The organism is Pseudomonas sp. NMI542_15 (assembly GCF_021283425.1).
GTDB lineage: Bacteria > Pseudomonadota > Gammaproteobacteria > Pseudomonadales > Pseudomonadaceae > Aquipseudomonas > Aquipseudomonas fortuita.
The window spans coordinates 212,944-227,065 of sequence record NZ_JAJSRO010000003.1 but is presented as its reverse complement, the minus strand read 5'-3'; the positions used below and the strand labels follow the sequence as shown (position 1 = coordinate 227,065).

General features: G+C 62.9%; 10 protein-coding genes. 4 read left to right on the top strand and 6 right to left on the bottom strand.

Translation table 11 applies throughout. From position 1 onward, the window contains the following. Both LU684_RS06990 and LU684_RS06985 read left to right on the top strand, forming a co-directional pair. Complete coding sequence (locus tag LU684_RS06990) at positions 1-1,725, top strand: putative 2-aminoethylphosphonate ABC transporter permease subunit (RefSeq protein ID WP_232894328.1); 1,725 nt, start codon at positions 1-3, stop codon at positions 1,723-1,725. Between the two features lie 18 nt (positions 1,726-1,743). Further along, positions 1,744-2,769 (top strand): putative 2-aminoethylphosphonate ABC transporter substrate-binding protein, encoded by a 1,026-nt coding sequence (locus tag LU684_RS06985; RefSeq protein ID WP_016489674.1) that lies wholly within the window; start codon positions 1,744-1,746, stop codon positions 2,767-2,769. Positions 2,770-3,222: 453 nt separating this feature from the next. On the opposite strand, the gene LU684_RS06980 is transcribed toward LU684_RS06985, so the two are convergent. Continuing rightward, positions 3,223-4,587, bottom strand: a complete 1,365-nt coding sequence (locus LU684_RS06980) for a GTPase/DUF3482 domain-containing protein (RefSeq protein ID WP_060516944.1) — start codon at positions 4,585-4,587, stop codon at positions 3,223-3,225. Continuing rightward, the gene (locus LU684_RS06975; RefSeq protein ID WP_197888679.1) at positions 4,580-5,971 is read right to left on the bottom strand and encodes a DUF2868 domain-containing protein; all 1,392 of its coding nucleotides are present in this window, start codon (positions 5,969-5,971) and stop codon (positions 4,580-4,582) included. The genes LU684_RS06980 and LU684_RS06975 overlap by 8 nt, the downstream gene beginning before the upstream one ends. Before the next feature lie 53 nt (positions 5,972-6,024). On the opposite strand from LU684_RS06975, the gene LU684_RS06970 reads away from it, so the two are divergent. Beyond that, positions 6,025-6,540, top strand: coding sequence for a dihydrofolate reductase (locus LU684_RS06970; RefSeq protein ID WP_232894326.1), 516 nt, complete (start codon positions 6,025-6,027; stop codon positions 6,538-6,540). A gap of 34 nt (positions 6,541-6,574) precedes the next feature. Here LU684_RS06970 and LU684_RS06965 read toward each other — a convergent pair whose 3' ends face one another. Beyond that, positions 6,575-7,966 (bottom strand): L-cystine transporter, encoded by a 1,392-nt coding sequence (locus tag LU684_RS06965; protein ID WP_023048385.1) that lies wholly within the window; start codon positions 7,964-7,966, stop codon positions 6,575-6,577. 245 nt (positions 7,967-8,211) lie between these two features. On the opposite strand from LU684_RS06965, the gene LU684_RS06960 reads away from it, so the two are divergent. Further along, positions 8,212-9,267, top strand: a complete 1,056-nt coding sequence (locus tag LU684_RS06960) for a phosphorylcholine phosphatase (protein WP_016489669.1) — start codon at positions 8,212-8,214, stop codon at positions 9,265-9,267. A 112-nt stretch (positions 9,268-9,379) separates the two neighbouring features. Here the strand turns inward: LU684_RS06960 and ilvD are convergent, their stop codons facing one another. The 3 genes from ilvD to LU684_RS06945 form a co-directional block, all read right to left on the bottom strand. Next, entirely contained in the window at positions 9,380-11,221 is a 1,842-nt protein-coding gene (gene ilvD / locus LU684_RS06955) for a dihydroxy-acid dehydratase (protein ID WP_016489668.1), read from the bottom strand. A 371-nt stretch (positions 11,222-11,592) separates the two neighbouring features. Continuing rightward, the gene (locus LU684_RS06950; protein WP_145913570.1) at positions 11,593-12,585 is read right to left on the bottom strand and encodes a hypothetical protein; all 993 of its coding nucleotides are present in this window, start codon (positions 12,583-12,585) and stop codon (positions 11,593-11,595) included. A 194-nt stretch (positions 12,586-12,779) separates the two neighbouring features. Continuing rightward, entirely contained in the window at positions 12,780-13,976 is a 1,197-nt protein-coding gene (locus tag LU684_RS06945) for a class I SAM-dependent rRNA methyltransferase (protein WP_016489666.1), read from the bottom strand. Between the last annotated feature and the right edge of the window lie 146 nt (positions 13,977-14,122).

Here is a 14,122-nt window from a genome sequence, read left to right as displayed (position 1 = left end):
ATGGCCGCGCCAATGTCCTTGCCGCTGAGCCAGGCCAAAGCCGCGCCGCGTGCTGGCGTTGCCTTGGGCGACCGGTTGTTCGTCGTCGGCGGCAAGAGCCTGCTGCTGATCCTGTTGGTACTGGCCGTGCTGATGCCATTGCTGGCGATCTTCTGGCGTGGCTTCAGCGCGGACGCGGGCCAGGGTGGCGGCTTGCTGGCAGCCCGGGAGCTGTTCGCCAGCGACAACTTCCACTGGTTGCTGGGCAACAGCCTGTCGGTGGCTTTCACCGTCGCGGCCATCGTGGTGCCGTTGGCCTACCTGTTTGCCTATGCCCTGCAACGTACGCTGATCCCGGCCAAGGGCCTGTGGCGGGGGATTTCGCTGCTGCCGCTGCTTGCCCCGTCGATGCTGCCGGCCATCGCTTTGGTCTACCTGTTCGGTAACCAAGGGCTGCTACGCGGGTTGCTCAGCGACAACATCTACGGCTTCTGGGGCATCGTGCTGGGGGAGGCCATCTACACCTTCCCGCATGCGCTGATGATCCTGCTTTCGGCGCTGTCGCTGGCCGATGCTCGGCTGTTCGATGCTGCCTCCAGCATGGGCGCCGGCCCAGGTCGGGCGTTCACCAGCATCACCTGGCCGGCCACGCGCCAGGCGGTGTTTGCGGCGTTCTGCCTGGTGTTCACCCTGACCATCACCGACTTCGGTGTGCCGGTGGTGGTCGGTGGCGACTATCAGGTGCTGGCGCTGGAGGCCTACAAGGCGGTGGTCGGCCAGCAACAGTTCGGCCGTGGTGCGCTAATCGGCATGGTGCTGCTGTTGCCGGCCCTGTTCAGCTTCAGCGTCGACGCCTGGCTGCGCCGGCGCCAGGGCGACGCCATGAGCGGCCGCGCCCAGGTGTTCGAACCCAAGCCATCGCGTGGCCGCGATGCCTGCTTCCTGGCCCTCGTGCTGCTGGTGTGTGCGGCATTGCTGCTGGTGATCGGCATGGCGGTGTATTCGTCGCTGGTCACTTTCTGGCCATATAACCTGTCGTTGTCGCTGCGTCACTACATGTTCGAAGACACCGCCGGTGGCGGCTGGCTGGCCTACCGCAACAGCGTGACCATGGCCATCGGCACCGCGCTGATCGGCAGCATCGTGATTTTCACCGGTGCCTACCTGATGGAGAAGACCCAAGGGCAGCGCCTGCTCAACCAGGTGCTGCGCCTGCTCAGTTTTATCCCCATGGCCGTGCCGGGCCTGGTGCTGGGCCTGGGCTACGTCTTCTTCTTCAACCTGAACGGCAACCCGCTGCATGTGCTGTACGGCAGCATGGGGCTGTTGGTGGTGTGCACCATCGCCCATTACCTGACCACCGCGCAGATGACCGCAACCACCGCGCTGCGCCAGCTTGATGGCGAGTTCGAGGCCGCGGCGCTCTCGTTGAAGGCGCCGCTGTACAAGCACTTCGTGCGGGTCACAGTGCCGATCTGCCTGCCAGCGCTGCTGGACATCATCCGCTACCTGTTCGTTTCGGCGATGACCACGGTGTCTGCGGCGATCTTCCTGTACAGCCCCGACACCATCCTGGCTGCCGTTGCCCTGCTGAATATGGACGATGCCGGCAACGTTGGCGGTGCTGCTGCCATGTCCACCCTGATCCTGCTGACCAGTGCCGGCGCTTCACTGCTGCTGGCCGCAGCCTCACGCGGCCTGCTGCGCCGCTCCCAAGCCTGGCGCCAACGCGCCGCGACCGTCTGACCTGTAAGGAACCTATCCATGTACAAGCACCTTGCACTTGCCGCTGCTGTTTGCACCGTGTTCAGCCTGCAGGCTTCGGCCGCCGGTACCCAGCTGACGGTCTACACCGCACTGGAAGCCGAGCAGTTGAAGAGCTACAAGCAGGCCTTCGAGAAGGCCAACCCGGACATCGAGATCAAGTGGGTACGCGATTCCACCGGCATCATCACTGCCAAGCTGCTGGCCGAGAAAGACCGCCCGCAAGCCGACGCGGTATGGGGCCTGGCAGCGTCCAGCCTGGCCATTCTCGACCAGAACGGCATGCTAGAAGCCTACGCACCCAAGGACCTGGGCAAGATCTCCGGCAACTACCGGGACGCTGCCAACCCGCCGGCGTGGGTGGGCATGGACGTGTGGGCCGCAACCATCTGCTTTAATACCATCGAGGCCGAGAAGCAGGGCCTGAGCAAGCCGGTGAGCTGGCAGGACCTGACCAAGCCGGAGTACAAGGGCAAGATCGTCATGCCGAACCCGGCCTCGTCGGGTACCGGCTTCCTTGATGTGAGTGCCTGGTTGCAGACCTTTGGTGAGCCGCAAGGCTGGGCCTATATGGACGCACTGCACCAGAATATCGGCCAGTATGTTCACTCCGGCTCCAAGCCATGCAAGCTGGCGGCTGCGGGCGAGTTCCCGATCGGTATCTCGTTCGAATACCCGGCTGTGCAACTGAAGCGCCAGGGCGCGCCGCTGGACATCGTGTTGCCGAAGGAAGGCCTGGGCTGGGAGATCGAGGCGACTGCTGTGATCAAAGGCTCGCCCAAGGCGGATGCGGCCAAGCGCCTGGCTGATTTCTCGGCCAGCCCGGCGGCGATGGAGCTGTACAAGGAAAACTTCGCCGTGCTGGCCGCGCCGGGTATTGCCAAGCCACAGACCGAGCTACCGGCGGACTATGAACAGCGCCTGATCAAGAACGACTTTGCCTGGGCATCGAAGAACCGTGACCAGATTCTGGCCGAGTGGCGCAAGCGCTACGACGGCAAGTCGGAGAAGGTGGCCCAGCAGTGATTGAGTGAGGGCTGGCAGGGGTATGGCTTGCGTGGTGTGGCGCCTGCAAGATCGAGCGCCGCCCGCGCGGCGCTTCGCGGGGCAAGCCCGCTCCCACATTTGTTGCAACGTGGCCATGCCTGTGGAAGCGGCGTTGTCAGCCTTGGTGCATGTCTTGAAACAGGGCGGGGCGGCGGCGGCAGCCAAGTAATCGCGTCAAGCCAACAAGGCTTACAACTATGGCCTGACAGGTTTGGCACGTTGCAACAAATGTGGGAGCGGGCTTGCCCCGCGAAGCGCCGCGCGGGCGGCGCTCGATCTCACAGGCGATGGAAATGCATAGGCAAACGCCTGGCGGCCCTAATGCAATTTGCCAGAAACCATAGAATCTCCCACAGAGACCGCACACGCCTAAAAAACTGCGCTATCCCTGTGGAAGCGAGCTTGCCCGCGAAGAGGCCAGACCCTGCGGGCTCAGATCTGTGAAACCAACGCCTCCAACTGCTCCTGCCGCTCAGCCTGATTCAGCTTCGCCCCGGGGTTGAGGGTGGACCACTGTGGGTGCGCCCGCGCCTTCACCAGTGCTTCTGGCAACTTGCCCTCGCGCCATGCCTTCTCATCCAGCTCACCCAGCCTGATGCTGTCTTGCGCCGCATGCCCGCGGTTATCCAGCGCCACCATCAACTGCTGCTGACGCAAAGCCAGCAGGCGCAATACCGTGTCGTCCACGGTCAGCTCGCGTTTGCCCTTGAGCTTGCCCATCAACCGTGAGCCATAGTTACGCGCCGTCTGCAGCGCACCGCCGGCAATCGCCCCGGCCAGCGCTGCCGCGCCGAGGGTAAGCCCGCCGACCAGCAGATCGACGCCGGCCCCGGCTGCAGCGCCGGCCGCCACGCCGCTGCCCAGGCGCACGCCCAGCAGCTTCAGGGTTTCGGGATTGAACAGGTCATCGCCCCAGCGGCCATCGAGCAACGGCAGGTCGCTGGCATGGGCATCCTCGCGGCGGAAGGCATACAGCTTGAGCAGGGCTTCGACGCAACGCTGTTCACGTTGGCGTATGTCCTGGCGCAGCGCCTCTATGGCCTTGGCTTCGGCCGCTGGCTCGGCCTCGACGCTACGCCGGCAGGCGGCGCAGTCCAGCAGCAACTCGGCAATCAGCCGCTTGCCACTGTGCTGGCGGGCCAGGCGCTGTGCCTGCTGGTCGTCGATGAGCCGCTGCAGGGCCGGGCGAGCATCCTCCAGCAGCAGGGCCAGGCTTTCATATAAGCGGCGCTCGCCATCCTCGGGCGGGGCCACGCTGTCGAACCGCACCAACGCGTGAAGCCCAAGCCGGGCAAGGGCTTCACGCCATTGCGGCTCGCGGTGCTGATGGCTGGCGACGAAGTTGAGCACCGGCAGCAACGGCTTGCCGCAGCTGGCCAGCACTTCCAGTTCGTCGCGGTATTTGGCCAGCACCGGCTCGCGCGCGTCGATCACGTACAGGCCGGCATTGCTGGCCAGCAACTGGCGCAGCACCTTGGCCTCCTGCTCGAAGCGCTGGCGCGCCTCGCTGCCTTGCAGAAAGCGCTCCAGACGTGCCGGGCCGTCCAGGCGCTCGCCCGGGCGCTCCAGCCGCTCCAGGTAGTCGAGCAGGGCAATGGCGTCCTCCAGGCCCGGGGTGTCGTACAACTCCAGCAAGGGTTCGCCGTCCACCGACAAGCGCGCACCTTCTACATGGCGGGTGGTGCTGGGGCGGTGGGACACTTCGCCAAAGCCTACGTCGCGGGTCAGCGTGCGCAGCAGCGAGGTCTTGCCGACGTTGGTATGGCCGACCACAGCCAGTTTCAGTGGCTCAGTCATGGCCATGCTCCAGCCAGGTCAGTGGTGAGGTGTCGGCGTGCTGCAGGCCAAGGCGGTCGAGGGCTTCGTGCCAATCGCCCAGGCGCTGGGCATCAACAGCCTGGCCGGGTGCGGACTGCAGTAGCCAGATACGGGTTGCGCCGGCATTGCGCGCCAGTTCGGCGAGCAACGCCAGGCTGCCGCGGTCGGGTGAGCGCCGGGGGTCGCAGGCGATGGCCAGGCGTGCCGGGGGGAAGCGGCTGAGTTGTTCGAGCAGCCTGTTGCGCGATTCGCGGCTGTCGAGCACGCCAGCATCGATCACGCTGTTCGGCAGGGCGGGCGGCCAGGGGCGCTGGTCGTCCAGTTCCAGGCCCACCAGCAGGGCACCGCTGCTGCCGCTTTCCAGCTGGCCGGCGGCAAACTGTGGCAGGGCCTCGGGTGCGGCATCCTGCACGCCGATGCGTTCGCTGCGCGGCATCAGTGCATCACGCAGTTGCGCGTAGCCGGGCAGGCTCAAGTCCAGTGCCAGGCGCTCGCGGCCTTGGCGCCAGCGCCACAGGCACAATGCAGCCAGTACCAGGCGTGGTAACAGGCCATACACCAGCACCACCCCCAGCAACCAGCTGGCCCAGGCCTGTCGGGCTTGCTCCAGGGCCGGCAAGGTGTCGCCGCTGGCGCGGATCATGGCTTCGTCAGGCACGGCAAAGCCCAGCAGCGAAGGCAGGGCGCCCAGGGCTTGGGTCAGGTGGATGAACGGGTCGGCGGCAAGCAGCGTGGTTTCCCAGACAAAGCCATAGCGCCGGGTCGCCAGCAAGGCCAGCAGCATGCCCAGGGCGGTGAGCATGGCCAGCAGCCACAGGCCATGCACCAGCAGGCCGAGCAGCCAGCGGTTCAGGCGTTGGCGTTGCAGCAGCACAAGCAGCGCAGGTGCCAGGTGTGCGGCCTTGGCATCGCGGGCAAAGCGTTCACTCAGCCATAGCCACAAGCGGCCCAGCCCTGCGCCATGCTCGCCGCTTACGGCAAAACCGATGGCCCAGCCCAGCAGCATCAGCAGGTTCAGCCCGAGCAGGCTGCCCAGGGCCCAGAACACGTTCACCGGCCGCTGCCCGTCGCCCAGGGCGGCCAGGGCCAGGCCCGCGCCGCTGAGCACGGCCATCAGCAGCAAGGCCAGCAGCGCCAGGCGCGCGCCTTGCTTCCAGTGGCGCAGGGCGGTGCTCATGCCATCGCGTTCGGCCAGGAACAGTGCACGGGTTTCGATGCGGGCCGCCAGGTCGCCGCCCAATTGGCGGGCGCGACGGTTGGCTTCCTGGTCCTCCAGGGGGCCGGCGTGTTCCTCGCGCAGGCGTACCGCTTCGGTGAGCCAGCGCTTGTCCAGTGGAGTCGGTCCAGTCACAAGGTCTTCCATTGCACGGTTCAGGGCAGAAGCATAACCCACCGCGGGTTTGCTATCCTCGCTGCATGACGACTTCACTCCCCCTCAGCCTGATTGCGGCGCTCGCCGAGAACCGCGTGATCGGCATCGACAATTCCATGCCCTGGCATTTGCCGGGGGATTTCAAGTACTTCAAGGCCACCACCCTGGGCAAGCCGATCATCATGGGCCGCAAGACCTGGGACTCCCTGGGCCGACCGCTGCCGGGGCGTTTGAATATCGTGGTCAGCCGCCAACCGGGCCTGGAATTGGCGGGTGCCGAGGTTTTCGCCTCGCTGGAAGACGCGATTGCGCGCGCCGGGCAGTGGGCACGCGAGCAGGGCGTGGATGAGCTGATGCTGATCGGCGGCGCGCAGTTGTATGCACAGGCGCTGGAGAAAAGCTTGGTGAGCCGCATGTACCTGACCCGGGTGGAGCTTGAGCCGGAAGGTGATGCGTGGTTCCCCGAGTTCGACAAAGGGGAGTGGCAACTGGCGTCGAGTGAAGCGCAGGCAGAGGCGGACAAGCCTGCGTATCACTTCGAGGTGTGGAACAAGGTGTGATGATTCTGGGGCCGCATTAATGGCCCCAGCCGTTTCAGGAGTGGCTCAACTCGGCGTGCTCATCGTCAGCCAGCACATCCTTGTCTGTCTCCTTGAGCAGTTGGCTGGTCACCACGCCTGCGGTCATCGAGCCATTGACGTTCAACGCCGTGCGGCCCATGTCGATCAGCGGCTCCACCGAAATCAGCAACGCCACCAGCTCCACCGGCAAGCCCATGGCTGGGAGCACGATCAGCGCGGCAAAGGTGGCCCCGCCACCCACGCCGGCAACCCCTGCAGAACTCAGCGTGACGATGGCCACCAGGGTAGCGATCCACAGCGGGTCGAAGGTATCGATGCCCACCGCCGGTGCCACCATCACCGCCAGCATGGCGGGATAGAGGCCAGCGCAGCCGTTCTGGCCAATGGTGGTGCCGAACGATGCGCTGAAGCTGGCAATCGACTGCGGCACACCCAGGCGGCGGGTTTGCGCTTCGATGTTCAGCGGAATGCTGGCGGCGCTGGAGCGGCTGGTGAAGGCGAAGGTCAGCACCGGCCACACCTTGCGGAAGAAGCGCAGCGGGCTCACACCGGTCGCCGCCAGGATGAGGGCATGCACCACGAACATCAGCCCCAGGCCCAGGTACGACACCACCACGAAGCTGCCCAGCTTGAGGATGTCTTCCATGTTCGAGCTGGCAACCACCTTGGTCATCAACGCCAGCACGCCATACGGGGTCAGTTTCATTACCACCCGCACCAGGCGCATCACCCAGGCTTGCAGGGTGTCGATGGCCGACAGGGCGCGCTCGCCTTTCTCGGCATCGTCCTTGATCAGCTGCAGCGCGGCCAGGCCGACGAACACGGCGAAGATCACCACGCTGATGATCGACGTCGGCTTGGCCCGCGCCAGGTCACCCACCGGGTTGCTGGGGATGAACGACAGCAGCAGCTGCGGGATGTTGAGGTCCGCGACCTTGCCGGCGTAGTCGCTGTGGATAACCTGCATGCGGGCGCTTTCCTGCACACCGGCCACCAGGCCTTCGGCACTCAGGCCGAACAGGTTGGTCAGCACGATGCCGATCAGCGCGGCAATGGCGGTGGTCAGCAGCAGGGTGCCGATGCTCAGCACGCTGATGCGGCCCAGCGACGAGGCATTGTGCAGGCGCGCCACGGCGCTGAGGATCGAGGCGAAGATCAGCGGCATGACGATCATCTGCAACAGGCCCACATAGCCGTTGCCGACCAGGTCAAGCCAGGCGATGGTGGCCTTGAGCACGGGGTGGCCAGCGCCGTAGATCGTGTGCAGGGCCAGGCCGAAGACGACGCCCAGCACCAGGCCCAGCAGTACCTTCTTGGCCAGGCTCCAGTCGGTGCGGCGGGTTTGTGCCAGGCCCAGCAACAGGGCCAGGAACGCCAGCAGGTTTAGGGACAGCGGCAGGTTCATTGAAGCTCCAGCAGAAAAAAGCAGAATTGGCATCGCCTCTGTGAGCGATTGCGAACGGAAATGCTAACAGCCTGAAAACAAACGAATTTATACCCAAATGGAATTTGCATAGTCGTTTATGGAATAACGAAGTGTCGCGTATTGCAATGAACACGGCGTTTACGGCTGTCTGGAGGTCGTTATCGAGGGTTGCCAGGGGTGATTGTTGCACTAGCGTTTCTGGGTCACTTTCAGGAGATTCGTACATGAAATCCGCTGTGAAAGCTGCCGCCATCGGCCTGTCCCTGCTGTTCAGTATCGAAACCTTCGCCACCGAGCTCCAACATTGGCCTGCCGAAGCGGCCAGGCAGCTCGACAGCATGATCGCCGCCAATGCCAATAAAGGTAACTACGCGGTGTTCGACATGGACAACACCAGTTACCGTTATGACCTGGAAGAAGCCTTGCTGCCCTTCATGGAAAACAAAGGCCTGCTGAGCCGCGACAAGCTCGACCCTTCGCTGAAACTGATGCCGTTCAAGGACACTGCCGAGCACAAGGAAAGCCTGTTCAGCTACTACTACCGGTTGTGCGAAGTCGACGATATGGTCTGCTACCCGTGGGTGGCCCAGGTGTTTTCCGGTTTTACCCTGAAGGAGTTGAAGGTGCAGGTGGATGAGCTGATGGCTTCGACCAAGCCCATCCCCAGCACTTATTACGAAGGTGACCAGGTCAAGGCCATCGAAGTACAGCCCCCCAAGGTCTTCAGGGGCCAGGCCGAGCTGTACAACAAACTGATGGAGAACGGCATCGAGGTCTATGTGATTTCTGCTGCCTCCGAGGAACTGGTGCGCATGGTCGCATCAGATCCCAAGTACGGCTACAACGTGAAGCCGCAGAACGTGATTGGCGTGAGTCTGCTGTTAAAGGACCGCAGCAATGGCCAACTGACCACGGCGCGCAAGCAGATCAGTGCCGGCCATTACGATGCCAAGGCCAATGAAGGGCTGGAGCTGACCCCGTATCTGTGGACCCCGGCTACCTGGATGGCGGGCAAGCAGGCGGCCATCCTGACCTACATCGATGAATGGAAGAAGCCGGTGCTGGTGGGCGGCGACACGCCGACCAGCGATGGCTACATGCAGTTCCACGGGGTGGATGTGGGCAAGGGCGGCATCCACCTGTGGATAAACCGCAAGGCCAAGTACATGGACCAGCTCAACGGCATGATTACCAGGAATGCGGCGGCGCAGGCCAAGGAAGGGTTGCCGGTGACGGCGGACAAGAACTGGGTGATCGTGACGCCGGAGCAAATCCAGTAGTTGTTGCGTTGTCTGTTCCGGCCTCTTCGCGGGCGTGCCCGCGAAGAGGCCGGAACAGGCATAAAAAAACCGGCACCCAGGGCGCCGGTTCTTCTTTCACGCTAGAAAAGCCTCAGAGCCCTTCGAGCATCGCCTTGTTGCGCACCGCACCTTTGTCGGCACTGGTCGCCAGCAGGGCGTAGGCCTTCAGCGCGGTGGTCACTTTGCGTGGGCGTACTTCAGCGGGTTTCCAGCCCTTCTTGTCCTGCTCGATGCGGCGCTCGGCCAGCGCTTCGTCGCTGACCAGCAGGTTGATCGAACGGTTAGGGATGTCGATCAATACCTTGTCGCCATCACGGACCAGGCCGATGGCGCCGCCAGCAGCAGCTTCTGGGGAGGCGTGGCCGATCGACAGGCCCGAGGTGCCGCCCGAGAAGCGGCCGTCGGTGAGCAGGGCGCAGGCCTTGCCCAGGCCTTTGGACTTCAGGTACGAGGTCGGGTACAGCATTTCCTGCATGCCCGGGCCGCCTTTCGGGCCTTCGTAGCGGATGATCACGATGTCGCCGGCTTTCACCTCGTCGGCGAGGATGCCGCGCACGGCGCTGTCCTGGCTCTCGAAGATTTTGGCGTTGCCCTCGAACACGTGGATCGACTCGTCGACACCGGCGGTTTTCACCACGCAACCGTCGACCGCGATGTTGCCGTACAGCACGGCCAGCCCGCCTTCTTGCGAGTAGGCGTGCTCGAAGCTGCGGATGCAGCCGTTTTCACGGTCGTCATCAAGGGTTTCCCAACGGGTCGACTGGCTGAATGCGGTCTGGGTCGGGATACCGGCAGGGCCGGCCTTGAAGAAGGTGTGCACGGCTTCGTCATCGGTCTGGGTGATGTCCCATTTGGCGATGGCTTCTTCCATGCTGCGGCTGTGCACGGTCGGCAGGTCGGTGTGCAGCAGGCCGCCACGGGCCAGCGAACCGAGGATGCTGAAGATGCCGCCGGCGCGATGCACGTCTTCCATGTGGTACTTCTGGATGTTCGGCGCCACTTTGCACAACTGCGGCACTTTACGCGACAGGCGGTCGATGTCACGCAGGTCGAACGCGACTTCGCCTTCCTGGGCTGCGGCCAGCAGGTGCAGGATGGTGTTGGTCGAGCCGCCCATCGCGATGTCGAGCATCATGGCGTTTTCAAACGCCTTGAAGTTGGCGATGCTGCGGGGCAGCACCGACTCGTCGTTCTCGCCGTAGTAGCGCTTGCACAGCTCGACGATGGTGCGGCCGGCAGTGAGGAACAGCTGCTCGCGGTCGGCGTGGGTGGCCAGGGTCGAGCCATTGCCCGGCAAGGCCAGGCCCAGGGCTTCGGTCAGGCAGTTCATCGAGTTGGCGGTGAACATGCCGGAGCACGAACCGCACGTCGGGCAGGCACTGCGCTCGTATTCGGCGACTTTTTCATCGGAGGCCGAGGCATCGGCGGCGATGACCATGGCGTCGACCAGGTCCAGGCCGTGGCTGGCCAGCTTGGTCTTGCCGGCTTCCATCGGGCCGCCGGAAACGAAGATCACCGGGATGTTCAGGCGCAGGGCGGCCATCAGCATGCCGGGGGTGATCTTGTCGCAGTTGGAGATGCACACGATGGCGTCGGCGCAGTGGGCGTTGACCATGTATTCCACGGCGTCGGCAATGATCTCGCGGCTTGGCAGCGAGTACAGCATGCCGTCGTGGCCCATGGCGATGCCGTCATCGACCGCGATGGTGTTGAATTCCTTGGCCACGCCACCGGCGCGCTCGATCTCGCGGGCGACCAGCTGGCCCAGGTCCTTCAGGTGCACGTGGCCCGGGACGAACTGGGTGAACGAGTTGGCGATGGCGATGATCGGTTTCTTGAAGTCTTCGTCTTTCATCCCGGTGGCACGCCACAAGGCACGGGCGCCGGCCATGTTGCGGCCTTGGGTGGAAGTCTTGGAACGATAATCAGGCATGAAGCACTCCTGGCGGCTTAATCAGGTCACAAAAAGGGGAGTGAGCTTCTCTTTTCCTATGCGCCTTAGGCCGGTTGCCACTGGCACGGATGGGGCCGAAGACAGCACGGGATCGCCGCGTGCTCGACCAGAGCTCATAAACCCGCCGGGGATGACTGGCGATGAATAGCCCGATTCTACACCGCTGGCGCGGCGAGGGAATGGCGATGTGTCTGGGCGGTGGCATCGGGCGCGCGATGGGCGTTTTTGCAGGACCGTTCTGAAACCCGCCCCGTGGCGCTGACAAGCAGTGCACTCCAAGCCTTAAGCTGCCTTGAAAGGCCAGCTGCTATCGGCTTGCCACGAACCCATAGCTGCAGCTGAATGCGGTGTTAAGCGCTTTTTATAACGATTGAGCGCGTGTGAGATGAGCAGGTGGCTGCTGGGGTGCGTACCAGTGCCACTAGTTTAAAACTTGACATGTAATCAAGGTTGGGTTTTGAAAGCGTGTGCTCTACCGTTTCTGTGGGCTCACTTATTTTTTTGTGAGCAATTTCATTTTTACGCGAAGCACTGTTCAGGGCCAGTAAAAAAACTTCATCGCCCGCTATCAGCTCGGCGCTCAATGCTGTGGTAAAAGCATATTTCCCTGGGCTGCTCTCAACAGCACTCATCTGGGCGGGGGAGTAGGCGTCCTCCGCGTACATGTGGGTCGGGTTCGGAGCCAATACCTGAGCTTCGCTCCAGAAGCTGACAGAGGGGGAAGTGCGTGCCTCGCCGTCACGGACGACTTGATAAATAATGTGCACTTCGCCGCCGTTGGTGGGGAACGTCAATTCTTTTCCAATGGCTATTTCGAGTGGTTGCCCCACGTCGCCGAATTGTTCTTCAAGTATTCCACTGGCGAGAGGGTGGGACCCTACAAAGAACAGCCGAATGGTATCGGATGGTGTGGCGCCAGGGTACACGGGTATCGTAACGCTGAACCCATTTTTTACAGCGTCCCAAGGCAGCACGCCTTCTACGATGTCTTTTGCAACAGGATGATAGAGCTCTGCACCGAAATCATACGTGGTGGTCGGTGATGTATTGCCAGTTCTAACGATTATGTAATTTAACGTGACGCGGCGCCCATGCTGCTCATTCAGCCGTTCGCCGGATATGAAATGTTCGATTGTTTCCCCGGGCGCTTCACAATCTAATAATATAAAGCTGCTTATCTGGCCCACGTTTATGACGATGTGGTCGCCTTTCTGGAATACGCTCGACCCTGGAATCAGGATGGTTATGCCTTGGTTTAGTGTTTCAAACGGTAAGAAGTTATCGCTGTTGGCTTCTTTAATGGTTGGGGCTTCCAGCCCTTGGTGGTGATGGTTATTCCTCATTGCCGTTTTCTCCAATTTTCCCGGGTGGCTGGGCTTATTGGAATCCGGTGAGGGGGCGAAGACAACTGGCAGAAATGCCAGGCGTAGGCCCTTAATCGACACTGCTGTACGAAATATGGGAAGGGCCTCGGCTGTGCAGGCCGAGGCCGTAATCGGCGTTTCGGGAAACTAAACGGAATTCCCGGAACCCTTACTTAACTGTTGGGCAGCAACCGGCAGGTGATGCTCTTGATGTAGCGGGTTTCTGCAATGGCCGGGTGTACCGGATGGTCCGGGCCTTGGCCACCGCGCTCGAGCAGCTGCATGTTGCGGTCCAGGTGGCGGGCGCTGGTGAGCAGGATGTTGTTCAGGTCGTCCTCGGGCAAGTGCATCGAGCACGAAGCGCTGACCAGAATGCCATCTTTGTTCAGCATGCGCATGGCCTGTTCGTTCAGGCGGCGGTAGGCCGCTTCGCCGTTTTTCAGGTCCTTCTTGCGTTTGATGAAGGCGGGTGGGTCGGCAATGATCACGTCAAAGCGCTCTTCGGCAGCCTTGAGCTCGCGCAGGGCTTCGAACACGTCGCCTTCGATGCAGGTCAGCTTCTCGCTGATGCCGTTCAGTGCAGCGTTACGCTCCACGCCATCCAGGGCAAAACCCGAGGCATCGACACAGAATACTTCGCTGGCGCCGAAGGCACCGGCCTGCACGCCCCAGCCACCGATGTAGCTGAACAGGTCGAGTACACGCTTGCCCTTCACGTACGGCGCCAGGCGCGCGCGGTTCATGCGGTGGTCGTAGAACCAGCCGGTCTTCTGGCCTTCACGCACCGGGGCTTCGAACTTGACGCCGTTCTCTTCCAGCGGCACCCAGTCCGGCACCTCGCCGTAGACGGTCTCGACATAGCGCTGCAAGCCTTCGGCATCACGCGCAGCGGAGTCGTTCTTGAACAGGATGCCGCTGGGCTTGAGCACCTGCACCAAGGCAGCGATCACGTCGTCCTTGTGCGCTTCCATGGTGGCCGAGGCCAATTGCACCACGAGGATATCGAAGAAGCGGTCGACCACCAGGCCCGGCAGCAGGTCGGAATCGCCGTAGACCAGGCGGTAGCATGGTTGATCGAACAGGCGCTCGCGCAGCGACAGGGCGACGTTCAGGCGGTGTACCAGCAGCGACTTGTCCAGCGGCAGCTTGATGTCGCGCGACAGCAGGCGGGCGCAGATCAGGTTGTTCGGGCTGAGTGCGACGATGCCCAGCGGTTTGCCGTTGGCTGCCTCGAGAACGGCCTGCTGACCGGCCTGAAAGCCTTGCAGCGGGGTCGCGGTGACGTCGACTTCGTTGCTGTAGACCCACAGGTGGCCGGCGCGCAGGCGGCGGTCGGCGTTGGCTTTGAGGCGAAGGCTGGGCAGGGACATGACGTCGCTCCGGGAAAAAAGAGCGGGAGTATAGCGTGTCTGCGGTGCTTTCGCCTTTAGAGGTGCAGCGCCTGGGAGATCGAGCGCCGCGCGCGTGGCGCTCAATCTCGCAGCCGCTGCACCTGTCACGGCGAGCGCAGAGAGGG